The sequence below is a fragment of the Halanaerobaculum tunisiense genome, assembly GCF_054657635.1.
Genome location: NZ_BAAHYI010000014.1, coordinates 25,267 through 51,682, shown reverse-complemented (window position 1 = coordinate 51,682; position 26,416 = coordinate 25,267). Strand labels below are relative to the sequence as shown.

23 protein-coding genes, 3 tRNA genes and 2 riboswitches are annotated in these 26,416 nt (G+C 35.4%); of the genes, 1 reads left to right on the top strand and 25 read right to left on the bottom strand.

Annotated features, from left to right (window positions below; genetic code table 11):
* Positions 1-2 precede the first annotated feature (2 nt).
* From panC to ACYQ3D_RS11130, 23 genes are all read right to left on the bottom strand, one after another.
* Complete coding sequence (gene panC, locus ACYQ3D_RS11240; protein WP_459838462.1) at positions 3-848, bottom strand: pantoate--beta-alanine ligase; 846 nt, start codon at positions 846-848, stop codon at positions 3-5.
* Between the two features lie 11 nt (positions 849-859).
* Entirely contained in the window at positions 860-1,669 is an 810-nt protein-coding gene (gene panB, locus ACYQ3D_RS11235; RefSeq protein WP_459838461.1) for a 3-methyl-2-oxobutanoate hydroxymethyltransferase, read from the bottom strand.
* Complete coding sequence (locus ACYQ3D_RS11230; protein WP_459838460.1) at positions 1,662-2,546, bottom strand: Rossmann-like and DUF2520 domain-containing protein; 885 nt, start codon at positions 2,544-2,546, stop codon at positions 1,662-1,664. Before ACYQ3D_RS11230 ends, panB begins: the two co-directional genes overlap by 8 nt.
* A gap of 250 nt (positions 2,547-2,796) precedes the next feature.
* Positions 2,797-4,464 (bottom strand): formate--tetrahydrofolate ligase, encoded by a 1,668-nt coding sequence (locus tag ACYQ3D_RS11225; protein ID WP_459838459.1) that lies wholly within the window; start codon positions 4,462-4,464, stop codon positions 2,797-2,799.
* Positions 4,465-4,570: 106 nt separating this feature from the next.
* Positions 4,571-4,661: riboswitch (ZMP/ZTP riboswitch) on the bottom strand.
* Between the two features lie 16 nt (positions 4,662-4,677).
* A complete protein-coding gene (gene ftsH / locus ACYQ3D_RS11220; RefSeq protein ID WP_459838458.1) occupies positions 4,678-6,537 on the bottom strand; it encodes an ATP-dependent zinc metalloprotease FtsH in 1,860 nt (619 codons plus the stop codon).
* A gap of 107 nt (positions 6,538-6,644) precedes the next feature.
* Positions 6,645-7,196, bottom strand: a complete 552-nt coding sequence (gene hpt / locus ACYQ3D_RS11215) for a hypoxanthine phosphoribosyltransferase (protein ID WP_459838457.1) — start codon at positions 7,194-7,196, stop codon at positions 6,645-6,647.
* Entirely contained in the window at positions 7,196-8,596 is a 1,401-nt protein-coding gene (gene tilS, locus ACYQ3D_RS11210) for a tRNA lysidine(34) synthetase TilS (protein ID WP_459838456.1), read from the bottom strand. The genes hpt and tilS overlap by 1 nt, the downstream gene beginning before the upstream one ends.
* A gap of 31 nt (positions 8,597-8,627) precedes the next feature.
* Complete coding sequence (spoIIE, locus tag ACYQ3D_RS11205; protein WP_459838455.1) at positions 8,628-11,006, bottom strand: stage II sporulation protein E; 2,379 nt, start codon at positions 11,004-11,006, stop codon at positions 8,628-8,630.
* A gap of 192 nt (positions 11,007-11,198) precedes the next feature.
* Positions 11,199-11,275 (bottom strand) — tRNA-Met (locus ACYQ3D_RS11200).
* A 41-nt stretch (positions 11,276-11,316) separates the two neighbouring features.
* Positions 11,317-11,392, bottom strand: a tRNA-Met gene (locus ACYQ3D_RS11195).
* Positions 11,393-11,467: 75 nt separating this feature from the next.
* A tRNA-Leu gene (locus ACYQ3D_RS11190) sits at positions 11,468-11,556 on the bottom strand.
* Positions 11,557-11,625: 69 nt separating this feature from the next.
* On the bottom strand, positions 11,626-12,510 hold the full coding sequence (locus tag ACYQ3D_RS11185) for a Ppx/GppA phosphatase family protein (RefSeq protein WP_459838454.1): 885 nt from the start codon (positions 12,508-12,510) through the stop codon (positions 11,626-11,628).
* Positions 12,486-13,076 (bottom strand): DUF501 domain-containing protein, encoded by a 591-nt coding sequence (locus tag ACYQ3D_RS11180; RefSeq protein WP_459838453.1) that lies wholly within the window; start codon positions 13,074-13,076, stop codon positions 12,486-12,488. The genes ACYQ3D_RS11185 and ACYQ3D_RS11180 overlap by 25 nt, the downstream gene beginning before the upstream one ends.
* Before the next feature lie 80 nt (positions 13,077-13,156).
* Positions 13,157-13,525 carry a S1 RNA-binding domain-containing protein gene (locus ACYQ3D_RS11175; RefSeq protein WP_459838452.1) on the bottom strand — a complete coding sequence of 123 codons (369 nt, stop codon included), beginning with the start codon at positions 13,523-13,525 and terminating at the stop codon, positions 13,157-13,159.
* A gap of 79 nt (positions 13,526-13,604) precedes the next feature.
* Complete coding sequence (locus ACYQ3D_RS11170) at positions 13,605-15,722, bottom strand: Tex family protein (RefSeq protein WP_459838451.1); 2,118 nt, start codon at positions 15,720-15,722, stop codon at positions 13,605-13,607.
* Between the two features lies 1 nt (position 15,723).
* Positions 15,724-16,041: an FtsB family cell division protein gene (locus tag ACYQ3D_RS11165; RefSeq protein ID WP_459838450.1), complete on the bottom strand. Its 318-nt coding sequence runs from the start codon at positions 16,039-16,041 to the stop codon at positions 15,724-15,726.
* 3 nt (positions 16,042-16,044) lie between these two features.
* The gene (yabQ, locus tag ACYQ3D_RS11160) at positions 16,045-16,452 is read right to left on the bottom strand and encodes a spore cortex biosynthesis protein YabQ (RefSeq protein WP_459838449.1); all 408 of its coding nucleotides are present in this window, start codon (positions 16,450-16,452) and stop codon (positions 16,045-16,047) included.
* Positions 16,453-16,487: 35 nt separating this feature from the next.
* Positions 16,488-16,751 (bottom strand): sporulation protein YabP, encoded by a 264-nt coding sequence (gene yabP, locus ACYQ3D_RS11155; protein WP_459838448.1) that lies wholly within the window; start codon positions 16,749-16,751, stop codon positions 16,488-16,490.
* Between the two features lie 281 nt (positions 16,752-17,032).
* A complete protein-coding gene (locus tag ACYQ3D_RS11150; protein WP_459838447.1) occupies positions 17,033-17,233 on the bottom strand; it encodes a hypothetical protein in 201 nt (66 codons plus the stop codon).
* 26 nt (positions 17,234-17,259) lie between these two features.
* Positions 17,260-18,963 carry a glycoside hydrolase family 13 protein gene (locus ACYQ3D_RS11145; RefSeq protein ID WP_459838446.1) on the bottom strand — a complete coding sequence of 568 codons (1,704 nt, stop codon included), beginning with the start codon at positions 18,961-18,963 and terminating at the stop codon, positions 17,260-17,262.
* Between the two features lie 104 nt (positions 18,964-19,067).
* On the bottom strand, positions 19,068-20,783 hold the full coding sequence (locus ACYQ3D_RS11140) for a phospho-sugar mutase (RefSeq protein ID WP_459838445.1): 1,716 nt from the start codon (positions 20,781-20,783) through the stop codon (positions 19,068-19,070).
* A gap of 395 nt (positions 20,784-21,178) precedes the next feature.
* Positions 21,179-21,283 (bottom strand): MetS family NSS transporter small subunit, encoded by a 105-nt coding sequence (locus ACYQ3D_RS11135; RefSeq protein WP_459838444.1) that lies wholly within the window; start codon positions 21,281-21,283, stop codon positions 21,179-21,181.
* Between the two features lie 116 nt (positions 21,284-21,399).
* Positions 21,400-22,311 carry a SpoIID/LytB domain-containing protein gene (locus tag ACYQ3D_RS11130; RefSeq protein ID WP_459838443.1) on the bottom strand — a complete coding sequence of 304 codons (912 nt, stop codon included), beginning with the start codon at positions 22,309-22,311 and terminating at the stop codon, positions 21,400-21,402.
* A gap of 97 nt (positions 22,312-22,408) precedes the next feature.
* Positions 22,409-22,488, top strand: a riboswitch (Fluoride riboswitch).
* 87 nt (positions 22,489-22,575) lie between these two features.
* On the opposite strand from ACYQ3D_RS11130, the gene ACYQ3D_RS11125 reads away from it, so the two are divergent.
* Positions 22,576-23,754: a cation:proton antiporter gene (locus ACYQ3D_RS11125; RefSeq protein WP_459838442.1), complete on the top strand. Its 1,179-nt coding sequence runs from the start codon at positions 22,576-22,578 to the stop codon at positions 23,752-23,754.
* 59 nt (positions 23,755-23,813) lie between these two features.
* Here the strand turns inward: ACYQ3D_RS11125 and ACYQ3D_RS11120 are convergent, their stop codons facing one another.
* Positions 23,814-24,971 carry a D-alanyl-D-alanine carboxypeptidase family protein gene (locus ACYQ3D_RS11120; RefSeq protein WP_459838441.1) on the bottom strand — a complete coding sequence of 386 codons (1,158 nt, stop codon included), beginning with the start codon at positions 24,969-24,971 and terminating at the stop codon, positions 23,814-23,816.
* Positions 24,959-26,416 carry a bifunctional methyltransferase/pyrophosphohydrolase YabN gene (gene yabN / locus ACYQ3D_RS11115; RefSeq protein ID WP_459838440.1) on the bottom strand — a complete coding sequence of 486 codons (1,458 nt, stop codon included), beginning with the start codon at positions 26,414-26,416 and terminating at the stop codon, positions 24,959-24,961. Before yabN ends, ACYQ3D_RS11120 begins: the two co-directional genes overlap by 13 nt.

The following is a 26,416-nucleotide window of genomic DNA, read 5'->3' as shown; positions in this document are numbered from 1 at the left end:
ATTTACACCTCCAACATAATGTTATCTATTAATCTAGTTCCTCCAATATAAACAGCAAGAGCAATTAAAATTTGACCATTAATTTCTGTAATTGATTCTAGCGTATCTTGATCAACTAATTCTACATAATCTATCTTAGCTAATGGTTCATCTTCAATTAATTCTATCATTTTATTTTTAACGACTTCAGCATTTCCTTCTCCTTGTTCAATTAACTGTCGAGCTAACTCTAAAGAATTATAAAGTACTGTAGCAGCTGTCCGTTCTGCTTGATTTAAATACTTATTCCGAGAACTAACAGCTAATCCATCCTCTTCTCTAACTATAGGTACTGTTACTATCTCAAGACCAAAGTTTAAATCCTTAACCATCCGCTTAATAACTAATGCTTGTTGAGCATCTTTTTGGCCAAAATAAGCACGATCAGGGTTGATAATATTAAATAGTTTACTAACTATAGTACAGACCCCTGTAAAATGCCCCGGACGACAAGCACCACATAACTTATCAGTTAAACCCTCTACTTGGACTGTAGTAGCAGCTTTAGAAGAATAAATTTCATCGGTCTCAGGAGCAAAAATTGCATCAACTCCTACTTTAGCTGCTAACTCTGCATCTCTATCTAAATTTCGCGGATACTCATCATAATCCTCATCAGGGCCAAATTGAGTAGGATTAACAAAAATACTAGTAATTACTATATCATTTTCTTGTTTAGCCTCTTTCATTAAAGCTAAATGGCCTTGATGTAGATAACCCATTGTAGGAACCAGACCTATCTTCTGTCCTGCTCGCTGTTTAGTTTTAACAAATTCTCTTATCTCGGGTATTGTCGTATAAATCTCCACTTTAATCCCTCCTAGTTACTAAAACTCTCTGCTGAATTCGGAAATTCTCCGGATTTAACATCTTCTTTATATTTGTTTAAAGCTTGATTAATCTCTTCATTTAAATCTGTATACTCTCTAACAAATTCAGGAGTGAAGTCAGAAGAAACCCCTAGCATATCTTGAGTAACTAAGACTTGACCACTACAATCTTTACCTGCTCCAATACCAATAGTAGGAATTGATAATTGATTAGTTATTCGGCTAGCTAATTCTGCCGGAATACACTCTAGCACTAAAGCAAAAACACCAGCTTCTTCTAAGGTTTTAGCATCTGCTAATAATTCTTTAGCAGCCTCACCTTCCTTTCCTTGTACCTTGAAACCTCCAAACTGATTTACAGATTGAGGAGTTAAACCTAAATGGCCCATTACTGGAATCCCAGCTTTAGTAATTGCCTCTATCTCCTCTACTATCTCACTCCCCCCCTCTAACTTTACTGCCTGAGTTCCACTTTCTTTAACAATTCTGCCAGCATTCTTAACTGCATAACTAACATCCTCAACCTTATAAGCCATAAAAGGAAGATCAGTAACTACTAAAGATTGATTAGCACCTCTAGTCACTGCTTTACTATGATGAATCATATCCTCAACTGTCACAGCTAATGTATCTTCGTAACCTAAGACCACCATTCCTACTGAATCTCCCACTAAAATTACATCAATCCCTGCTTCATCTATAGCTTTAGCCATTGGATAATCATAAGCAGTCAGCATTGTAATCTTCTCTTCAGCCTCTTTTTTCTGCTGTAGAGTCTTAACTGTAATTTGATTACTCACAACTTTCACCCCCAATTAATAAATTATTTAGCTCAGTAACCTGGTCAGAGGTAATGCTACCTTTCTTTTTAGCCAACTCAGTGGTATACTGACCTAACTTTCGGTATAACTCTAATTTATCTTCTGTTAACATTTCCTCTAAACTATTTAAATGGTTCTGAATTGTTTCTTTATCAGCTCTAGATATTGGCCCTGTTAAGGCTTGAGTTGGCCCTAACTCTTTAATGTTATGTAGGGTTCCCTCTAATAAAGGAAGTAACCCGGCTCTAGAACTATTCTTTGAAATTCCTATCTCTTCATTTAAATCAAAGGCTAAATTAATAATAGCTACTAGATAATTAGATGCTACACAAGCTGCTGCATGATAGACTGGTTTATCCTTTGTGGAAATAATCTGATAATCTGCATTTATAAACTCTAAAATTTTTTGACCCACTTCAAGACCTAACTTATTTCCTTCTATAGTGAAGAAAGATTTAGGAAGCTTTTCTATTCCAGTTTCTACATCTGCAATAGATTGCAAAGGATGAAGAGATAACCTCCCTACCTTTTTATCATTAGCTAAAATTTTAGAACTACAAGCTCCACTCATATGAACTAGACAACTAGCTCTAGAAACTAAATCTTTAGTAAAAAGATCTTGAGCTACCTGTTCAATATTCTGATCAGGTGTAGTAATAAAAATCAAATCAGCCTCTGAAATAAAATCATCATATTCAGTAGTAGCCACCCCCTCTCCTATTAGCTTAACCCCTTTCTTAGCTGAAGCTAAACTTCTACTTATAAATCCTAGAATCTGATAATCATTTTGAGCTAATATATATCCCATGCTTTGGCCTATTGGACCTGCTCCAATAATTATCACTTTCTTTCGCAAAATTATTACCCCCTTACTAAAAACAAAAACTCCTAACCTAGACAGGAAAGGAGTTATCTATAAATATAAGTAGGCATAGTTAACCCACTATACTATTCCCGTCTCAGTCTATTATAGATCCAAGCGGATATTATTCAATTTCACTTAATTATACTAATTCAAAGTTAAATTTGCAAGTTAAATATCAATAATACTACACTTTAAATCTATAGGTGAATAACTAGGGAGGTAGCTACCTCCCTAGAAAAGATTAAAATAAACCACTAATCTTTCCCTCAGCATCAATATCTATATCTTGAGCAGAAGGTTCTTGCGGCAGACCAGGCATGGTTAATACATCTCCAGTTAAAGCTACTAAAAATCCAGCTCCAGCTGACACATTAACTTCTCTCACAGTTACTGTAAAGCCCATTGGTCTCCCTTTCAGTGCTGGATCATCAGATAAAGAAGCTGGCGTTTTAGCCATACAAATTGGTAACTCATCAAATCCAGCTGTGATTAATTGCTTAATATTCTCTTTAGCTTGAGCAGTAAAGTTAACTTCAGCTGCACCATATATCTCGGTCGCTATCTGTTCAATCTTTTCCTCAATTGAATCCTCAGTAGAATACAATAACTCAAAATCACTTGGTTCTTTAACCAATTTTAGCACTTTATTAGCTAAGTCAATTCCACCTTGACCACCTTTTTCCCATACTTGAGAAATAGCAACTTCGACACCTAATTCTTGACAACGTTCTTTAATTAACTCAATCTCTGCTGCAGTATCAGTTACAAATTCATTAATTGCTACCACTAATGGAGCCCCAAACTTATTAACATTTTCAATGTGTTTCTCTAAATTCTCTAAGCCAGCAGCTAAAGCATTAAGATTTTCTTCTTCCAAATTATCTTTATCTACCCCACCATGCATCTTTAAAGCCCTAGCAGTAGCTACTAATACCACTGCATCAGGTTCTAAATCAGCATGTCGACACTTAATGTTAAAGAACTTCTCTGCTCCTAAGTCTGCTCCAAAACCAGCCTCAGTTACTACATAATCAGCTGAATGTAAAGCTAATTTAGTTGCCATAATACTATTACAACCATGAGCAATATTAGCAAAAGGACCTCCGTGAATAAAAGCAGGTGTATTCTCTAAAGTTTGCACTAAATTAGGTTTAAGTGCATCCTTTAATAAAGCAGCCATAGCTCCTTCCACTTCTAGTTCTTTAACTGTAATAGGTTGATCATCATAATTATAACCAATAATAATTTCTCCTAATCGTTCCTTAAGATCAATTATGTCTTCAGCTAAACAAAGGATAGCCATTACTTCTGAAGCAACAGTAATCATATAACCATCTTCTCTAGTTTGACCATTTTTATCTCCAATACCTACTACAATCTCTCTTAAAGCACGATCATTCATATCAACAACTCGCTTGAGCAATACCTGATTAGGATCCAAATTAAGTTGATTACCCTGTTTAATATGATTATCAATAGTAGCAGCTAATAAATTATGAGCTACTCCAATAGCATGAATATCTCCTGTGAAATGAAGGTTAATATCTTCCATTGGTACAACCTGAGAGTATCCGCCTCCTGCTGCGCCACCTTTAATTCCCATACAAGGTCCTAAAGAAGGTTCTCTAAGAGCAACAGCTACATTTTTATCCAACTGATTTAAAGCTTGCCCTAAACCTACAGTTGTAGTTGATTTTCCTTCTCCGGCTGGAGTAGGATTAATTGCAGTAGTTAAAATTAATTTTCCTGCCTCTTCTTCCTCTAGTAAGCGATTATAAGTATCCAACTTAACTTTAGCCTTATCAGTACCATATAACTCAATATCTTCTTCAGCTAAACCTAATTGACTAGCAACTTCTGTAATTGGTTCCATCTCACATTCTTGCGCAATCTCAATATCACTCTTCATTATTATCCCTCCTAAAATATACTTTGATCTTGTTAGTTAAAATTATACTTGATTACTAAAAAAATGTCCAAATAAAAAACCGCCTGAACAGATAGTAATTTAGAGTACTATCTGCCCAGGCGGTCGGCATTTGATTTCTATTCATCATGTTCCCTGATGGTTAATTCCATCTTGACTCGCCAGTTACATAATGACTTTTATTAAGTTTAAAAGTTACTCTTCTGCCAGGTCTTGCTCTTTATCTTCTTCATCATCCTCATCATCATAAAAATCTGGTTTATACTCAGTAATAATCTCTTTAATATCGTCTTTTTCTAAAGTCTCTTTTTCTTTAAGAGCAGCTACCATATCTTCTACTAGCTCACTATTCTCATTTAAAACATCTGTAGCTCGTTGATAACAACTCTCTACTAATTGTCTAATTTCATCATCAATCATAGCTGCAACTTCTTCACTATAATTGCGACTTTTAGAAATATCTCTACCTAAAAATACTTGTTCATTATGTTTCTTTCCTAAACTCAATGGGCCAAGTTTATCACTCATACCATAATCTGTTACCATTCTCCGAACAATCTTAGTAGCTCGTTCTAAATCATTTTGAGCTCCTGTACTAATATCATCTAAAAAGATTTCCTCAGCTACTCTTCCACCTAGTAAAGAAGCTACTTTATCCTGTAATTCACCCTTAGTAATAAAGCTTTTATCCTCTTCTGGTAGATTAATAGTAAATCCACCTGCTCTACCTCGCGGAATAATAGTTACTTTATGAGTTGGGTCAGCTTCTTCTAGTAATTCACCTAGTAAAGCATGACCAGATTCATGGTAAGAAACTATATTCTTTTCTTTATCACTAATTACTTTACTCTTTCGCTTAGGACCGGCAATAACTCTATCAATAGAATCGTCAAACTCTCTCATGCCAATTTCATCTTTATCACGACGTGCTGCTAAAATAGCAGCCTCATTAGCTAGATTCTCTAAATCAGCTCCTGTAAACCCAGGAGTTCTACGGGCTAATACGTCAGTCTCTACATCATCCTCTAGCGGTTTTTCTTCAATATGAATTTCTAGAATACCTTTTCTAGCTTTATAGTCTGGCTTTCCTACTGGAACCTGTCTATCAAATCGACCTGGTCTTAATAAAGCTTTATCTAATACATCAGGACGGTTAGTAGCTCCCATAACAATAATACCTTGGTTGGGCTCAAAACCGTCCATTTCAGTTAATAACTGGTTTAAAGTTTGCTCACGTTCATCATTTCCGCCACCCACACCAGCACCACGTTGGCGACCAACGGCATCTAATTCATCGATAAATATAATACATGGAGAATTCTCTTTACCTTGTTCAAACAAGTCTCTAACTCTAGAAGCACCAACACCAACAAACATCTCGACAAAATCAGAACCACTAATAAAGAAGAAGGGAACTCCTGCTTCTCCAGATACAGCTCTAGCCATTAATGTCTTACCTGTACCTGGTGGCCCTAGTAATAGCACTCCCTTAGGAACTTCTGCACCTAACTTAGAAAACTTATCTGGCTCTTTTAAGAATTCAACAACTTCCTGTAACTCTTCTTTAACTTCTTCATAATTAGCTACATCATCAAAGGTAACATCAGTCTCCCCTTTTTTATGTAACTGAGCCTTATTTTCTCCAAAAGACATCATCTTCTTGCCGCCACCTTGCATTCGATTCATAATAAATATCCAGGCAGCAATTAAGATCACCGTTGGTAATAAATAGGCAAATATCCCTGTCCACCATGGAGGTTCAGGTTCAGGTTTAGTCTCAATATCTACATTATTCTCTCGTAACAAACCTTCTATTTTTTCAATCGTGCCAGGAACATTTATTTCAAACTCTTGACCACTTGTTAATTTCCCCTCTATTAAATTTTCACCTACAATTGTAACTTCTTGTACCTTACCAGCCTCAACTTGATTAATAAACTGGCTATAAGATAGTTGCTGCTGTTGTTGATTAGGAGCAATAATATATTGAGCTATTAGAACTCCAATAGCAATAATAATCAAATAAAATCCAATACTCTTTGAAAACTTCTTCAACTAACAATCCTCCTCCCTAAAACTAAATCCAGATTTGAATTTTTATATAATCCCGCGATTATATATTATACCATACTTTATCAATTATAGCAAACTGAGCCTATTAATTATTCTTCTTGGTATAAACTCGGCTGCGGTACAAAAATATATGGGATATTCCGATACTGTTCCTGATAATCCAGACCATAACCTACTACAAATCTATCTGGAATCTCAAAACCATTCCAATCCACCTTAACTTCTTTTTCAGTTCGTCGAGCAGGCTTATCAAGCAAAGTACAGATATTAACACTGGCAGGTTTTCTAGTTTCTAACATTTCAATCACGTGTTTTAGAGTTAAACCAGTATCAATAATATCTTCCGCAATTAAAATATGCTTGCCCTCAATACTTTCCTCTAAGTCCTTAATAATTCGCACATCTCCTGTTGAGGTAGTGCCTCCTTCATAACTTGTAACATCCATAAAATCAAGCACTACTGGTAGCTTAACCTCTCTAGCTAAATCAGCCATAAATAAAAAGCCACCCCGGAGAATACAAACCATTATTATATCATCATCTTGATCATAATATTCAGTTATTTGGGCCCCTAATTCTTTAATCCGGTCCTGTAATTCTTCTTCTGCTATTAACACCTCATCAACAATATCTTCTAACACTATAACCCCTCCTTTATCTTAATTATAAGTATTTGTTGTGTATCCTTGGTTATTTTAAATCTATCATCAACTCTTAATCCTCCTACCCAAAAGACAGTTCCCTGCTTAGTAGTTAAAATTGGGATTTGCTCTCTCTGCCAGACTGGTATCTTCTCATCAATAAAAAAGTCTTTTACTTTTTTACTGCCTTCCATCCCTAAAGGATAAAACCGATCTCCAGGCTTACGAGTTCTAACATAAAATTGCGGGCCAACACTATCATAATCAAAACAACCCACTTGCGGATCAGCTAATTCCTCTTGCCAGGGATAATCACTAGCTACTACCTTACTAGAGATAACTAGATCCAGCTCAGGAACTTTAACTTTGCCTCTTGTTAGCTGGTAGTTAAAGTCCTCTTTAGTAGCTACTAATTCTTTAGTAGCTAAGATTAATTGATTATAATTAAGCCGGACAAGTAACTCATCTGGCAACTCTAGTTTTTTTCCTGTATCTGAGTTAGAAGTCAAGTCTATAATATCCTGGATATGTTGATAATAGATATCTTGACAATCACCTTGTAAATATCGAATAGCTTCTCTAATTATCCGCCGTTGGAGCGCAATATGTAGTTCCAAAAAAGATCTCCGATTGATAATCAACTCTGTTTTGCTTTCCCGAATAGTTATCTCCTGTAATATATCAGTTGCATGGTCGGATAAATAATCCTCTTCAGCTCGCAAAATACGCGCCATCCGATTTAAAGTATTCACTAAATTAGCATTATAATCCTGCTTCAACAAAGGTAATAATTCTAATCTAATTTTATTGCGTTGATAAATAGGTTCTAGATTAGTTTCATCACTACAAGGATTAAGGTTATACTGAGCACAATAATCCTTTAATTCCTGTTTAGAAACCTCTATTAAAGGTCTAATTAATTTATTTCTATTAGGTACTATACCACCTAAACCTTGTAAACCAGCTCCTCGCAAGAATTTTAACAGAACTGTCTCTGCTTGATCATCAGCGTGATGACCTACAACTAGTTTATCAAACTTAAGTTCTGCAAGTAATTCCCACAGAAAATCATATCTTACTTTCCGAGCAGCATCCTCTAAAGAAAGTCCAGCTTCTTGCTGAAAGGATTGCACATCACGACTTTCCACTGTAACTGGCAGTTGCCAGCTAGTAGCTATCTTCTTTACAAATTGAGCCTCTTGAGCAGCTACCTCTCCTCTTAACTGGTGATTTAAATGAGCTATATGTAACTTCAATTGATAATCCTCTTGTAGTCTAGTTAATAAATGCAACAAAGCTAAGGAATCCGGACCACCAGAGACTGCTACTACTAAGCGATCGCCACTATTTAACATTCCATAGTTATCAATTGTAGTTGTTACTTGATCTAATAAAGACATATCTATCAACCACTCTCTAATTTATTACATCTTAACATTTATCTACCCTAATTACAAGCACTGTCATATCATCCTCTATATCTTTATTGTTTTGTGCTTTATCTAAAATATACTGGGCTAAAGATTGGGGGTCATCAATCAGATTATTCTTCAGCAATTGTCTAACCCATTCTTCCTTAATAGTTAATTCCTGCTCACTATCTAAAACACCATCACTCATCATAATAATTAAATCTTTATCCTCTAGCTGTAAAGAATTAGATTCTAACTCAATCTCATTTAAAATACCTACTGGTAAAGTAGTAGATTTCACCATGCTTATTTCCGTACCTCGTTTAATAAAACTAGAAACTGACCCTACTTTAATAAATTCAGCCTCTCCTGTTAACTGATTAACCTGGAGTAGATCAATAGTGGCAAAACTATCCTCCTGAGACCTAAGACCTAAAATAGAATTAATAGTTTCTAAAGCTAACTTATAATTTAGACCAGCTTGTAACATCTTCTCTAATAAACAAACTGCACTTTTACTCTCCTGGAATGCCTCTGAACCCACTCCCATCCCATCACTTAAAATAGATACAAATTGGCCTTTTCTTTGTTTGAAAAAGGTAAAATTATCACCAGAAATACTATCAACTTTACTAGCTGTAGCTACTCCAGTCTGTAATTTATATTTTACAGCTGGAGCCAAACGACACAGGCAAGTGGACTTATTTAGTTGAGCCCCACATTCGCTCCAAACTAAATCAAAATTACGATCTAACTTACTATTCAATAACGGCACTATATTTTTTTCACACTTATGACTACCACTACAGCTCTTCTTTCTAATGGTCAACTCCAGTTGTTCATTATTATAATTAGTAGCCAGTATTTGTTGAATATCAAATCCTTTATTAGTTAATATAGAATGAACTTCAGTTTCCAGTTCATCCTCTGCTTGAATACTAATTGTTAACTCTTCAGTTAAATCATCTACCACTTGGGACATACCTGACAACTGATTTAATAACATTCTTTCATTCTCGTATAATTTATTCTCCCAGTAATTATTTAATTCATACATTTTAATAAACTGATTAATTGCTGTAGCCAACTTAACTGAATGAGAACAATTAATAGACAAGACCCGTTCTACATCTTTAGTCAGTACTTCTCCTTTATTTTCTGCAATAGCTAATAACTTAAATAAAGACTGATAAGTAGTATAAAACGACTGTTCCCAACAAGAAGAACATAGTTCACATTTAACACATACTTTATCAGTAATTAAATCTAAAAAAATGCCTACATCATTTACCTCATTACTATCCTCTGGTAAAACCTCTGAAAAAGCAGTTGATAATTCATTAAAGATCTCTGAAAACTGTTCTACCCGCTCAGTAACAAAAGATTGTAACCTTTTATCCTCTAATTTCTCTCCCCGGTCTTGTCCTGTACATAATCTATTTACTGCAGTAATAACTTGTTGAGGAGTTATAAATAAGATTAGACTAGCAATTACTGCCTCTTGTAATAAAGACACTACCTGGCCAGGAATACTAATAAAAGTAATATACAATAAGTTACTAACAATAAACCCAAAAGTAACTCCTAATTTATTTTGTTCAGCAAAGTTACCTGCTATCAAACCCGCTAAAGCATAATTTCCAGCTACAGAAAGAGCATTTAAATGAGTAATATTATACATAAATCCAGCTACAACTCCAACTGCTGCAGCTATAGTAGGTTTAGTAGCCAAAGCAGTTATAACTGTTAAATAAGCTATAGCTAATCTCACTAAGTTAATCCTAGCTATCTCTTCTCCAACTAAAGAAATAATAGTTAAAAATAATACTAGTCCCACTGAGATAGAGAGCTTAACTGTCTTACTTTTATTATCTAGAAAGATTAGCGACTCAGGCAATATCTTCAGTACTAATAAAATAGTCAATAAGATTGTTCCAACCTCAGCTCCTAGAGAAATATAATTAGCTAATCCAGCCTCAAGATAAAAATAAGGCAACTGGCAAACTAAAAAAATACTACTAGCTAATAAGGAATAAACTACTATCTTAAACCGGAGTAGATATTTCTGGAGGCTAAAGATTAATCCAAGACTAATAACATACTTCAAGGCCCACCAATCCAGTTTAATAACATACCCCCCAGCCACTCCTAATAAAATAAAGAACAACCTCCAGGAATTAACAAAGGTTTTATCTTTATGGTAGAGAAAAATAGCAAAATAACTAAGTCCAAACGGCATTAGACCATTTAAAATAGTTACTTTGCCTAAAGCAAATCCAACTAGTAATAAACTCAAACTTACTAAAGATAATTCTTGTTTTAGCTTGTCCATAGTTCCTTCTTCTTGCTCTGCTAAATCTTCCTGTCGTTGGTAAATTGGAAAATCAATACTTCTCACTACTATCCCCCCCTTGAAATTAAATCACTAAATTACATTTTATGTTAATTATAACTATATTATACATTTCATGAGGGAGATATTTTGTCGGAAAAGAACAATTCTCCTTCCTAATTTTTCGACAGCAAAACAAAAACTACAAAAAACAAAAAGGAGCCCCCCCTGTAAGGAGTGCTCCTTTTCTAATATGTATGGTAGCGGCGGAGGGGATCGAACCCCCGACTCTGCGGGTATGAACCGCATGCTCTAGCCAGCTGAGCTACGCCGCCTCATGGTTAATTGAAAATTGTACATTCTTAATTATTTTATATGGTTGCGGGGACTGGATTCGAACCAGTGGCCTCCGGGTTATGAGCCCGACGAGCTACCAACTGCTCTACCCCGCGTTATTGTATTTCTACCTTAGCCAATCAATATTATAACTGATCTAACTTGGTTTGTCAAGATTAGTTTAGAATAAATGGTGCCGGGGGTGGGACTCGAACCCACACGGGCACTAAGGCCCACCGGATTTTAAGTCCGATGCGTCTGCCAATTCCGCCACCCCGGCATTAAATTTTTAGTCTCTCTTCTCAAGCGACATTTAGTATTATATTATATTTAACTAGAATAGTCAAGCCTAAATTGAAATTTTATCATAAATAATTCCTTCTAAAATTCCTGCATCACTGACCATAACTTGTAAGCTAGATGTTTCATCTAGTACTGCTAATAAAATAACAATCCCAGCTAAAATAATATCCGCTCGGTCAGCAGTTAATCCCCTAACTTCTTTTCTACCCTCTAGTGATAAATTCTTTAACTTAGTTAATATTTCTTTAATATTTGACTGAGATAATCTAGTACCTTGAATTATATCTCTATCGTAGGACTCCAAACTATGGTTAATAGCAGCTAAAGTAGTAATTGTTCCTCCTACACCTACCAGCTGAGAATAGGAAGCTAAGTCAGGAACTGCTTGTAGCTTAGTCTGGACTTGATGGCGGATTTGTTTTAAATTATTGTCGTAAGCTTCAGTTAATCTAACTGCTCCTAAATCAGTACTCTGGTAATCCTGTAACTGGTCTTTAGCTCCTAACATAAATTCAGTGCTCCCACCACCAATATCTAAAGCCAATACATCAGAAGCTAAATCATCTGCTTCAGCAGTAATCCCTAAATAAGTTAATCTTGCCTCTTGAGTTCCAGATACTACCTTGATCTGCTCTCCAACTTGGTCTTGCACTGCCCTTAGAAATTCCTGTCTATTAGCTGCCTCTCGTACTGCACTAGTAGCCACTATAATCGGTTGCGCATTATAGTCAGCAATTATTTTTTTATAATCTACCAAAACAGCAATAGTCCGCTCTATTGCCTCTTGTTGTAAAATTCCAGTCTGATCTAACTTAGCACCTAATCTAGGTACTCTTAACTCCTCAACTAATCTATCTAAACCATTTTCTCCTGCTTCAGCTACTAATAACCTAACAGAATTAGTTCCTAAGTCAATTGCTCCGAATCGCAATTTGAACCCTCCACTTGACAGTTATTAACACACTCGGTGGCTGATAAAGAAGTAAATTCAGCAGTTAATAATTGATCTACTAATTTTCCTACTGGATTCTCTCCTATTGCTAAATAATGAGCATAATGTGTATGCAGACATTTAATCCCACCAAACTCTAAAATACCACCTACACCTGACTCCTCTAAGACTCGATAACGCTCTGGATAATCTTTAGCTAGCCGCTCTTTTCGAGCTGGAGATAATAAATCCATTCTATACTGAGCATAACTCTGATGGGCTTGATCCAATTTAGCAGCTAATTCTTCTTCGGTCTGGAGTCGATCTTGGATCTTCTGAATCCAACCTTTAGCTTCTAACTTATCAATTCTATAGTTTAATTCGGGACAAGTTAACCAGAAGGTAGTAGGAAAGATCCCTAACTTATCCTCTTGGGCCAAAATAGGCGCTGTAACTATAACCTGCGGATAGTCTCTAGAACAGCTCTGAGAAACCTCTACTACATTTCTAGGTTCACGCCCTAATTGTTTGGCTATTGTCTGTAAATCATTATCTGTACAATTCACTATCTCACCTTCCTAAATAACTAACATAATATAAACAAGCACCCTATTACAGGTGCTTGCTACCTAAAAGTTTTTATATCCTAAAGGCTACCTTTATCTTCTAAATTATCCTTTAGATCCTGTTGACGTTGGCTACTTTCTTGCATAAAATCACTGATCATATCATCAAGAGACTTCTTAGGAGCAGTTTCCTTAAACTTTTCCTTTTTCTGGTCCTCATTTAACTGCCTAATAGACAGCCCAATTTTGCCTTCATCATCAATAGAGATTACTTTAACCTGGATCTCTTCTCCTCTGTCTAAGAAGTTATTAATATCCTTTACATAAGTATCAGCAACTTCAGAAATATGCACCAATCCAGTATCTCCACCACCTAAATCAACAAACGCTCCAAAATCAGTAATTCCAGTTACCTTTCCTGTAATAACACTTCCGACCTCGATTGACATACTAAAAAAATTCCTCCTTATATTTTTAAATTAACAGTAATTTATTATATTATACTATATCTTTTTGAGGGTGTCAAACTTAATAGACCATTGTGAGTGATATTCTGTTATGTTCTAGATCAAGATCTAATACTTTAACCTGTACAATTTCCCCTACTGCCACTACTTCTAAAGGATCAGTCACATAATCAGAACTCAACTCTGAAATATGAATTAAGCCATCTTCTTTAACTCCAATATCAACAAAGGCTCCAAAATCAACTACATTCCTAATCTTACCTTGCAGAATCATTCCTGGTTCTAAATCAGCTAACTTGAGTATTTGTTCTTTAAAAATAGGAGGAGGTAGTTCATCTCTAGGGTCTCTATCAGGAGCTAGTAAAGCTTGTTGAATATCAACTAAAGTAGGCTGCCCTACCTCCAGTTGATCAGCAAGACTATTTAAATCTAAATCCTTTAAATCAGTTACCTGGCAATCTATTTGGGCTAATAACTTGTTAGCTATTTGATAGGACTCGGGGTGAATAGGAGTCTGGTCTAAAGGATTAGTCCCTCCTTTAATCCGCAAAAACCCTGCTGCTTGCTTAAATCGTTGCGGGCCAATCCCATAAACTTCTTTAAGTTCTTCTCTAGAGCTAAATTGGCCCTGCTTAGCTCTATACTCTACAATCTTATCTGCTACAGAAGAAGTTATTCCTGCTACATACTCTAGCAGAGCACTAGAAGCTGTATTTAAATTAACTCCTACATAATTAACAACTGACTCCACTGTCTCTTCTAAAGCTTCTTCTAACTTCCCTTGTGGTAAATCATGTTGATATAAACCGACTCCTAGATGCTTAGGTGCAATCTTAACTAACTCTGCTAGCGGATCCTGCAAACGCCGGCCAATAGAAACAGCCCCCCGCAAAGAAACATCTAACTCAGGGAATTCATCTTTAGCTAAAGGAGAAGCAGAATAGACAGAAGCTCCTGCTTCATTAACTATAATATATTCTACTTGAGAATCTAATTCACTAATCAACTCCGAAACTAATTCTTCTGTAGCTCGACTAGCTGTCCCATTACCAATAGCTATGACTTCACTCTGGTATTTATTAATTAACTGCTCTAGACTATTTTTAGCTGCCTGCCACTTCTTCTGGGGAGCATGAGGATAAATAACATCTGTTGTTAACAACTTACCTGTTTCATCTACCACAGCAACCTTACAACCAGTTCTGAGGGCCGGATCAATAGCCACCACTCGCCTGGATTCTAAAGGCGGCTGTAATAATAAATTCTTGACATTTCTAGCAAAGACATTAATAGCATGTTCTTCAGCCTGAGCTGTTAGATCACTTCTGATCTCTCTAGCAATAGCTGGAGCTAATAATCGTTTATAGCCTTCTTTAATAGCCAGTTCTAGTTGCGACTTAAAGATAGAATCAGCATTAGTAATAAACCTATCCTTTAGTCCAGCAATAATTCGCTGATCTAAAGTAACTACCTTAACCTGAAGGATATCCTCCTTAGCCCCGCGGTTAATAGCTAATACTTGGTAGGGGGCTAAGTCACTAACTGACTCCTGAAAATCATAATAAGTCTGGTAATCAGTTACCTGGTCTACTTTATTAGTTACTACTAACTGACCATGCTGCCAAGCAACCTCTCTAGCTAACCTTCTACTTGCTGGTTGATCAGCTATTCTATGGGCAATAATATCCCTAACCCCTTGTAAGACATCCTCTAACTTAGCTAAACCCTGGTCGGGAGCAAGATAATCAGCACAAATATCAGCCACTGAACCCTGCTCTAACTCTTGAGCTAAAAATAAATCAGCTACAGGTGCTAACCCCTGTTCCTTAGCTTTGTTGGCCCTGGTCTTTCTTTTCGGCTTAAAGGGGCGATATAAGTCTTTTACTTGCTGTAAACTAGTAGCAGCAATAATTTCTTCTTTTAAATCAGCTGTCAATTGTCCTTGTTCTTTAATAGTAGCAATTACTTGCTCTTTTTTATCTTCTAACTTTCTTAAATAAGCAAGACGTTTAGCTAATTTACGCAGTGTATCTTCTGCTAACTGACCAGTTGCTTCTTTTCTATACCGCGCTATAAAAGGGATGGTATTACCTGCATCCAGTAATTTAATAGTTGCTTTAACTTGTCCAATCTCTATATCAAATCTAGCAGCTAACTGCTGGGCTATATTTAAACTCAACCTATTGCCTCCTATCTTCTTCTACTGTAATATAAACCATTTCTCCTTCTTTAACTAAACCCAACTTCTCACGAGCAATATCCTCTATAAAATCTTCGGAATTAACCCGTTTGATCTCTGCCTTTAATTCTTTCTTATCCTCTTTTAATTGTTTAATTTCCTGCTTTACTGTAGCTATTTCTTGATCCATCTGCTCTAATTCACGATGTCCTTGATAAAAATTAACTATTATCAAAATCGGCACCACTAATAACAGACACATAACTAAAATAATAACTATTTTTTTGCTTCTAGATACTTCCTCTTGCTGAGTCTGCATAAACTACCAACTCCTAATCCAGTTTCTTAGTCGAGAAATAACTGATGTGATCTTACTATATAAATTACTGACTATTTTCTGTAACTTACCAGCAATCCTCCCTAATAGGTTTAACAACTTAATAATAATTGTAGTAACAATCTCACTTAATAAGCGATAATAAATTAGTAACCCACTACCTACTCCTAAAAAAATATAAACTCTAAATTGGCCCCTGTTACTATAAAATAAAACTAAACTAATCAATAAAGTAGCTAAAATAGAAAATATAATATCAAAGATATCTGTTCCAATCCTCTGTAGTCTACATTTATAGCGCATAACCCGATAAAAATCAAAACTAATCCCAATTAATAGACCTACTATTATCATATTTAAAAAAGTAACAAATTGCAACCATACAGAAACCATGGGATTCCTCCTAGTAGCTTTCTGCTAATTCCTAATCATTTAAATAACCGCTGGAAAAAGCTATGAGTCTTAGACTCTTGGTCGTATTTTAATTCATTGATCTTACCAGTGACCACCAATTTAAACTCCTCTAAATCCAAATGTTTGATGTGTAGTCCTTCTCCAGTAATGACTAAACTACCTAAATTAGTTTCTAGATTTATCTCCTGTTCATTATAATCAATAACATCAGTTACCCCAGTAAACTCTAATTCTTCTCTATTAGATAAGTATAACTCTTGTTCTTGCTCTGTAGCCATGATAGAACCTCCTCTTAATCAATTAAGTTATTAATTCCTATGTGAGATTAGTAATATCTATTCATCAAGTAAAGTATTATTGATATATTGTGTCACCTGCGGTGACACAGTCGTGAGTCATGTGTCGTGAGCTGTGGGCTAAATCAAAATCTTCAAACTCAAAATCAAAACCAATATAATTCCTAGATTTTAGGGGGGGTAGATTTATAATTTTGAATTGGCTCATGACTCATAACTCATAGCTCACGACTATTGATAGAATGTGCCATTGGCACATTCTATCAATATAACTCAGCATCCATAATATCTTCCGGTCGGATTCCAAATACAATTTCTTTATCTTTGTAAGTTTGTAGCGTCTTCATAGCTTGGGACATGTCCTCAGGAATTACTAAATCAAAACCAGCTCCATCACCTTGTTCTTCAATTGTAGCATTTAAGAAGTTCATTGTCGGACTATCAATAAAGCCAGCTACAAACATATTAACTGGTTCATTATAGAGAGTAATTAGATCATCAATCTACTGGACAACACCTTTATTTTATAAACCCTAGCTTCATAAGGATTAAGTTTAATCTCCTCAATAGAACCTTTAGTTACCTCATAATTACTAATGAGTAACTCTTGCGTAGTAAACTCTATCTCCTCAGGCAACTTAAACTCTGACTGTTGAGCAGAAAAATTTAAAATTATTAATAGTTTTGTATCATCTAATTCTCTTAGGTAGGCATAAATTTCTTCATCATCTGCTAACAGCAGACTATAATTTCCATACACAAAGACAGGATATTCTGCTCTTAACTCTATCAGTTGCTGGTAATAATAAAAGATAGAATCTTGGTCGGCTAAAGCGTTCTGGACATTAATCTCTTCATAGTTAGGATTAACCTTAAGCCACGGCTCTCCAGTAGTAAATCCAGCGTGTTCAGTATCATCCCACTGCATTGGTGTTCGAGCATTATCTCTACTTTTAGCATGAATTGCTTTCATTACTTGCTTATGATCTTGATCTCCTTCTACTACTTTCTCTTGATACATATTCAAAGTTTCTATATCCTCATAATCAGCAATTGAATCAAAAGCTACATTAGTCATGCCAATTTCTTCGCCCTGATAAATATAAGGAGTTCCTTGGAGAGTATGATTCATAGTAGCTAACATTTTAGCTGACTCAACTCTATACTTTTGATCATCACCAAACCGAGATACTGGTCTAGGTTGATCATGATTATTTAAATAGAGACTATTCCATCCTTGACCTTGTAATTCAGTCTGCCATTTACTCATAATCTCTTTAAATTCAGTTAAGTTCCAGTCTACAACATCCCATTTGCCACCTGGGCCGGAATCTATATCCATCAACTCAAACTGAAAAAACATATCAAGTTCATCACGATCCTGACCTACATAATCTAAAGCTTCTTGCGGATCCACCCCAGGAGTCTCACCTACTGTCATAATATCATAATTCGATAAGACTTCTTGGTTCATCTCTTGTAAATACTCATGGACCCTTGGCCCATTGAGAAAATAAGGTGCTCCAGAAGCATAGCCATCTGCCCCTTCAGGTTCACCATCAGGCAACCCTTCCACTTTAGAGATCATATTAATTACATCCATCCGAAAACCATCAATTCCTTTCTCTAACCACCAAGTCATCATCTCGTAGACTTCTTCTCTAACTTGGGGATTCTTCCAGTTCAGATCAGGCTGCTTTTCACTAAATAGATGTAAGTAATATTCATCAGTTTGTTGATCATATTTCCAAGCAGAACCACTAAAGTGAGACCTCCAGTTGTTAGGTGGTTTACCATCTTGGCCAGGTCGCCAGATATAATAATCACGATAAGGATTATCCTGTGCTTTCCGAGACTCAACAAACCACTTATGTTCATCAGATGTATGATTAACTACTAAATCCATAATTAGTTTCATATCGCGCTGATGCAAGGCTGCCAACAAGTCTTCCCAATCCTGCATAGTTCCAAACTCATCCATAATTGTTTGGTAATCACTGATATCATAACCATTATCATCATTAGGAGACTTATAGACTGGATTTAACCAGATAACATCTATTCCTAACTTATCTAGGTAATCTACCTTCTCTAGAACTCCTTTTAAGTCTCCAATCCCATCTCCATTTGAATCATTAAAACTTCTCGGATAAACTTGATAGACTACTGCCTCTTTCCACCATTTCTCTTCCATAATTCAGCCTCCTATTTTACTTTGCTAGAAGCGCTTCCAAATGAAATTCAAAAATAAATTTCATAAAAATAAAAGCTAGCTCTAAAAAGAGCTAGCTTTTATACTTACTCCACTAAATTCATAACTGCTTCTTTAACTGCTGTTAACTTCTCTTCAGTAGCCTGCTCATTATCAGCTGTTACTGAAAAATAAAACTTGATCTTAGGCTCAGTTCCTGATGGTCGGACTGTAACTAAAGTATCATCTTCTAAAGCAAACTGTAATACATTAGACTCGGGAAGATCAAGTCCATTTTCTGCTCCAGTTTCTAAGTTATAATTCTTACCTACTAAATAATCCTTCTTAACAACTACCTGTTGTCCGTTAATTTCAGTCGGACTATTTTCTCTTAAATCAGCTAACATAGCATTAATCTTTTCTTGGCCTTCTTTACCAGGCATTCTAATTGCCTCTAAATCAGCTTTATAGTAGCCATATTCCTCATACATTCTCCTTAACTCTTCGTACAAGGAGCTCCCTTGCGTTTCATAATAAGCTGCCATCTCTGCAATCAACATAGTTGCTACTACTGCATCTTTATCCCGAGCATGAGTACCATATAAGTAACCATAACTCTCTTCAAAACCAAAGATATATTCTTGGTTATACTTACCAGCTTTAAATTCTTTAATTTTCTCTCCAATATACTTAAACCCAGTTAAAGTATTTAACACATCTATATCATATTTATCAACAATTGGATTAATCATCTCAGTAGTAACTATTGTTTTAATAATTGCCCCATTATCTGGAATTTGATCTAAAGACGCAAGAATATAGTCAGCTAATAAAACTCCTACCTGATTACCATTTAAAAAGGCCCATTCATCATTAGGATCTTTAACTGCAATTCCCACTCTATCTGCATCAGGGTCATTAGCCATGATTAAATCAGCATCTTTTTCTTCAGCTAAGTCTTGGGCCAACTCAAAAACAGCTGGTTCCTCAGGATTAGGATACTCCACAGTAGAAAACTCTGAATCTGGCTCTTCTTGCTCCGGAACTACATGTAGATTATTAAATCCTAATTCTTCTAATATCCGTTGGACAGAAACATTACCTGTCCCGTGTAAAGGCGTATAGACAATATCAAAATCAGCTGCTGCTTCTTTAATAATTTCTGGATTAACCGCTAAGTCCTTCAAGGTCTTAATATATTTATCATCTAATTCAGGAGGAATAATCTCAAATAGTCCTTGCTCCTCAGCTTTACTTCGCGCAATCGTTTCTACTTCGGCAAAACTATCAATGGCATTTACTTCTGAGATAATCCCTTCATCATGAGGTGCTACAACCTGAGCTCCATCCTCCCAGTAAACTTTATAACCATTGTACTCAGGTGGATTATGGCTAGCAGTAATCATCACTCCAGCTGTAGTATCTAGTTCTCGCACAGCAAAAGATAATTCAGGAGTCGGACGTAAATCAGCAAATAAATAAGCTTTGATTCCATTACCAGCTAATACCAAAGCAGTCTCAATAGCAAACTCCCGAGATTTCCGTCGATTATCATGAGCAATTACTACTCCTTTAGCTGGATCCCCTTCTTGCTCTATGTAGTTAGCTAACCCTTGGGTAGCCTTTCTAATTGTGTACTTATTAACTCGATTAGTTCCCGATCCAATAACACCTCTCATACCACCTGTTCCAAAATCTAAATCAGTATAAAATCTCTCTTCTATCTCTTTCTCTTGGCCTTTAATAGACTTTAATTCTTCTTTAGTCTCTTTATCAAAATAATTACTATCTAACCAATTTTGATATTTTTCCATATAACCCATACTAATTTCCCCTCCTATTATAAATTCCATTTATTGTTATTCAAGACAGATTAAATAATTCCTAGTTAATTAACTAAATATTTTAAATTTATTTTATCACCCTATATCTATCATAATTATATTATATCAAATACAATTACTAAATATAACCTTTATATCTAAAAGCAATTATTTCAAAATTAACATTACATATAATTTTTTATTTTAACCTAAAACATAATCGTTGATATAATAACCATTGTTAAGACCACAAATAATTCATAAGGAATTAATCTTAACCTCATATTCCTCCTATATTAATTAGTTGTATTTATTTTCTATCCTTTATCTTCTGATTCCTGGTAATTAAATAAATAAAAAAGCAGCCTTCACGGCTGCTAAAATAACCCCTTTTCTTATTCAACATTTTTAGAGTTTAGGGCTTTATAAAAACAATATCCTAATCCACCATACAAAACAGTAGACCCAAAAACCAACATCATAATTGCTGATAAAGTCATACTGCTTCCCCTCCCTTCTCTCTACTCTACTACTCTTCAAAATTTAACCTGTTAGTATTATATTACTATATAATTTACTATTATGAAACCACTAACCCAAATTTATTTTAGAATCATCAGTCCCACCTCTTTATTATTTTAATCCCTTCAAAATAATAGTTTATAATTTCTTCTGGAGTCGCCCCCTGTTTAGCTAACTGAAAAGCTCCCCATTGACTCATACCTACCCCATGACCATAACCTCGGCCACTAAAAATAAAATCAGCTCTTTGCTTTTTAACTGACTCTATTAGAGTTGACTTTAATTTATCAGGCCCAATTGCCATTCTAAACTCTGCCCCATGTAATTTTTTACTTCCTTGATCATGTATAATCTTCAACCTTACAACTCTGCCTGTTTTATCTTTAACAAGTAATTTAATATCAATTATCTTATTAGCTTTCTCTCCTGTCTTCTCTAAAGCAGTAAGTAATTCTTCTTGCTGTAAGGTTACTTCCCAATTTCTAATATTAGCTGGAGCCGATTCATCAGGTGACTTTACACTCTTAATATAGGGAGGCTCCTTATCTTTATAATTTAATCCTGCTTGAGCTGTAGTAGTCTCTCCTCCTGCACTAGAATGAAACCAAGCTTTAATATATCGACCTTGATAAGTTACTACCTGTCCTCTAGTCATTCTCACTGCTTGTCTAATTGCTAGAGTAATGTTTTCTGGTCTATAAGCCTGAGCTTCTTGATGTTGAGCACTAATGACATTAGTTTTCTTTTCTTCTAACCTGCTCATAGCAAAAGTTCTAGCCCCAATAGCTTGAGCAGCATAAGCATTCTTAGGCCAGTTCCTTTTCATTTCCCCAGCCACAACACCTGCTACATACTCTTCAAGTGGCATTTCTTTAGTATTTCCAGTTGCTAGTTTCACTTTAATAACTGGTTCTTCCATCCTACCTTGCTTTTGTTGCTGAGTACATCCACCTAATATAGTTAAAATAGCTACTAATAAAGTAATACAGAGATTAGGTTTAAACATAACTGCCCCTCCAACCTATTTATCTGCTATTAAAAACTATTATTAACTACTAGACTTGACATTATAATTAGTACTAGATATAATTTATTTCGTAATTAAATATTTTGGTGATGAAGCTCACCATGGTAGATACTAGCTACCAAAACCGTCTTAACGACTAATGGCTTCTACTCCTAAAGGGTAGGAGTCTTTTATTTTTAAGGATCAAGATCGAGGCCAAGGTTAGCTCAAGCTTAAACTTAAACTCACAAAAAGGAGGCTATTATGTTATTAAGTATTGCTTTAGTTCTAGCTACAGGATTACTTTTAGGATTTATCTTTAATAAACTCAACCTACCTAGTCTATTAGGAATGTTAATTGCAGGTATCATCCTAGGACCTTCTGGTCTTTCTCTACTAGATGATAAATTCTTAAGCATTTCTCCTGCAATTCGTCAATTAGCTTTAATTATTATTTTACTTAGATCTGGTCTGGGTATTAGTAAAGATACTCTACAAAAAATAGGTAAGACGGCTTTTAAATTAAGTTTTATCCCTGGGCTATTAGAAGGAGGAACTATCTTTTTCTTAGCTGATTACTTCTTTAATTTATCCTGGCCAGCAGCAGGTATGTTAGCTTTTATCATTGCTGCTGTCTCTCCCGCAGTGATAGTTCCTTCTATGTTACGCCTCAAAGAAAAAAGATTAGGAGAACAAAAAGAAGTACCAACTCTTATTTTAGCTAGTGCTTCTATTGATGATGTATTAGCTATTACTATTTTTAGTATCTTTCTAGGAGCTTTTAATAATAACAATCTATCTATTATTAAGACACTAACTTATATTCCTATTAAAATTAGTGGTGGGATCATTTTAGGATTAATTATAGGTTATCTCACTCATAAACTATTTATTAATTATTCTAAATTGGATTCAACTTACCAGACGATTATCTTACTTACTATTACTATCTTCACTTCAGTCCTGGGAGACTATCTTAACCTGGCCAGTCTGTTAAGTATAATGACTATTGGTTACATATTATTAGAAAAGAATGAAAGTCTAGCTACTGAGTTAGCCACTACCCTCAATAAATTATGGGTCCCGGCTAAAGTGTTCCTCTTTGTTTTAATTGGAGCAGCCGTTAAAATTGGGATAGCCTACCAAGCAGGATTACCTGGGGTAATACTTATTATTGTTGGTTTGCTTGCTAGAAGTATTGGCGTTCTAATTGCTACAACTAATAGTTATCTTAATCTCCAGGAAATAATTTTCTGTGGAATAGCCTATCTACCTAAGGCTACAGTCCAGGCAGCTATTGGAGCTGTACCATTAACTAATGGGGTACCTGGCGGAGATTTGATTTTAGCCTTAGCTGTAATGTCTATTATCTTAACAGCTCCTCTAGGAGCTGTTGGAATAGAATATTCTGCACCTCGGTTACTTAAACAGCCTTCTAAATAATCCAGCTCCATAACAAAAGTAGGCACCTATAGGTGCCTACTTAATCTTAACTATTTTTACTATTCAAAAAAGCCAAATACAAAGTTCTTTAACCACCTAAATAACAAGGTGAAGATTCCTGCCTTTTCTACTTCTTGAGTTGTTACTAAGTCTACTTCTCCCACTTTTTCTTCCTGATAGGTAAAGACTAATTCACCCGCTACTTGCCCTTGCTCAACTGGTGCTTGTAATTCCTTAGTTAAGTTAACTTCTTGCTTGATTTCTTCTTTAGTACCTTTTTGGATCACTGGCTCAAAGCTAGTAGCTGTCTCTAAAGGGACTTCTAACTCAACACCTTGGTGAACAGGCGCTGATTCAGTTTCTATACCAGCATTTACTAAAGTTTCTTGCTGGAATGCTCTAAATCCATAATTCAATAAACTAGAAGTCTCCTCCACTCTAGCTTCTTCACTTTCAGTCCCCATTACTACTCCAATCAATCTTCTATCTCCTCTTTTAGCTGTACCTACTAAACAATAATCTGCTTCTTCTGTCCAACCTGTCTTTAATCCATCTGCATTAGCATAATTATCAATTAACTGATTAGTAGTATATAATGGCTGTTCACCATCTTTAATGTAATCAACTCGTTTACTAGACCACTCAAGTATTTTAGAGTGCTTAGTAATTATTTCGCGGGCCATAACTGCAATATCATGAGCACTAGAATAATGCTCACCTTCTGGGGTAGGAAGTCCTGTGGTATTAACAAAATGTGTATGTTCTAATCCTAATTCTGTTGCCCTATTATTTATCATCTTAATAAAATTACTTTCTGTGCCTCCAACATGTTCAGCTAAAGCCACACAAGCATCATTAGCTGAAGGAATAACTATTGCCTTGAGCAAATCCTTTAATTGAACTGTTTCTCCTTTCTTTAACCAAATCTGTGACCCCCCCATTGATTCCGCTAAAGCACTTACCTCTACCTGATCATTTAAGCTAACTTCTCCCTTATCAATTGCCTCCATAGTCAACAAAATAGTCATTAATTTAGTAATACTAGCCGGTGGTAATTCTAAATTAGGTTGTTTATTAAATAGCACTTGACCAGTTTCTACATCCATTAGTACAGCGGATTTGGCTTTAACATCAAAATCCTTAGCTTGAATAGTTGTAGGCAGTAATAAGAAAACAAAAATCAAACATAAACTAACTCCTCTTTTTAATTTCTCCATTGCTTTCCCTCCTGTAGTTTTTGCTTGGCCTCTTGCCAGAGACTATCTAATTCTGACAGAGAAAGATCTTTTAGTTGATAGTCTGTTGGATCCACTTGGTCTTCTAGATAAGCAAAGCGATCTTTAAACTTCTGGATTGTATCTCGCAAACTAGTTTCTGCATCAATCTCTAAAAATCTAGCTACATTGACTACAGCAAATAATAAATCTCCTAACTCTTCTTTCATATTGGCCCTATCATCATTATCTCTAGCCTCTTTAAATTCCTCTAATTCCTCAGTTACTTTCTCTAAAGCTCCACTGATGCTTGGCCAGTCAAATCCTACTTCACTAGCCTTATCCTGTAGCTGTTGAGCTTGTAATAAGGCCGGGAATTGGTTAGGCACCTCTTCTAACAAATGATCTTCTGTGGCTTTATTTTCTTGTTTGATCTGCCGCCAATTTTCCATTACTTCCTGTTCATCAGTTACTTCTACTTCTCCAAAGACATGAGGATGACGTCTAATTAGCTTTTCTACAATTTCAGCAATTACATCCCTTATAGTAAATTTACCTTCTTCTTTAGCAATTTGAGATTGAAAAACAACTTGTAATAATAAATCACCTAATTCTTCAGCTAAACCAAAATAATCTTCTTCCTCAATTCGTTCAATAACTTCATAAGTTTCCTCTATTAAGTACTTTTTAAGAGTCTGATAATCTTGCTTCTGATCCCACGGACATCCTTGATCACTTCTTAGAATTTCCATAGTTTCTACCAATTTGTTGAGCTGAGTACAATTGTTATCATCAATAGGTATATAAATAAAAGTTAAATGATCAATCCAATCTAAATGATCCAATCTATAAAGAGGTACTTCTACTATACGTTCCTCTTTTAAACCTACTTTATGTAATACTTTAATAGGAAATTGGTCAGAATAAACTTCCATTAGTTTTAATTTAACATCTGAAGCAATAAATCGATTATAAACTTGACTAATAATAGTATTAGTAGCCGGATCTAAATCACGACTAGTAAATTCTAACGCATCAATTACTTTAACTCCTGTAATAGGATCTAAATTTAAACTAGTAAAAATAGCATCCACAAAACTTGGCCCGGCTAAAATCTCGTACTGTGATTCTTCTAACTGACTGATAATCTGTTGCACAGAACTCTCTGCCACTAAAGGATGTCCAGGTACAGCATAAACAACATCTTCTCCAGCTTGAACCAAAGAAGTTATCTGCTCAGCAATTCCCTGATAAACCTCTGCAAACTCCTCTGCTTCTTCATACAGGTCATCAAAAGAGACAATAGAAATCCCTTCTGTCTTTAATTCTTCTACTGCCGGATGAAACTCGGTTCTAAAATACAATTTATCAGCCTGTCGTAAAGTACGATAGACCTCTAAAGTCAATAATTTTAGTTCTCCTGGTCCTAAACCAACTATCTGTAACAT

Bases quoted from the DNA above. Each gene is read 5' to 3' on its own strand.
- ACYQ3D_RS11225 (WP_459838459.1), bottom strand. From the start codon at position 4,464: ATGAAGAGTGATATTGAGATTGCGCAAGAATGTGAGATGGAACCAATT.
- tilS (WP_459838456.1), bottom strand. From the start codon at position 8,596: ATGTCTTTATTAGATCAAGTAACAACTACAATTGATAACTATGGAATG.
- ACYQ3D_RS11175 (WP_459838452.1), bottom strand. From the start codon at position 13,525: ATGTCAATCGAGGTCGGAAGTGTTATTACAGGAAAGGTAACTGGAATT.
- ACYQ3D_RS11165 (WP_459838450.1), bottom strand. From the start codon at position 16,041: ATGCAGACTCAGCAAGAGGAAGTATCTAGAAGCAAAAAAATAGTTATT.
- yabQ (WP_459838449.1), bottom strand. From the start codon at position 16,452: ATGGTTTCTGTATGGTTGCAATTTGTTACTTTTTTAAATATGATAATA.
- yabP (WP_459838448.1), bottom strand. From the start codon at position 16,751: ATGGCTACAGAGCAAGAACAAGAGTTATACTTATCTAATAGAGAAGAA.
- ACYQ3D_RS11150 (WP_459838447.1), bottom strand. From the start codon at position 17,233: ATGTTTGTAGCTGGCTTTATTGATAGTCCGACAATGAACTTCTTAAAT.
- ACYQ3D_RS11145 (WP_459838446.1), bottom strand. From the start codon at position 18,963: ATGGAAGAGAAATGGTGGAAAGAGGCAGTAGTCTATCAAGTTTATCCG.
- ACYQ3D_RS11140 (WP_459838445.1), bottom strand. From the start codon at position 20,783: ATGGGTTATATGGAAAAATATCAAAATTGGTTAGATAGTAATTATTTT.
- ACYQ3D_RS11135 (WP_459838444.1), bottom strand. From the start codon at position 21,283: ATGACTTTATCAGCAATTATGATGTTGGTTTTTGGGTCTACTGTTTTG.
- ACYQ3D_RS11130 (WP_459838443.1), bottom strand. From the start codon at position 22,311: ATGTTTAAACCTAATCTCTGTATTACTTTATTAGTAGCTATTTTAACT.
- ACYQ3D_RS11125 (WP_459838442.1), top strand. From the start codon at position 22,576: ATGTTATTAAGTATTGCTTTAGTTCTAGCTACAGGATTACTTTTAGGA.
- ACYQ3D_RS11120 (WP_459838441.1), bottom strand. From the start codon at position 24,971: ATGGAGAAATTAAAAAGAGGAGTTAGTTTATGTTTGATTTTTGTTTTC.
- yabN (WP_459838440.1), bottom strand. From the start codon at position 26,416: ATGTTACAGATAGTTGGTTTAGGACCAGGAGAACTAAAATTATTGACT.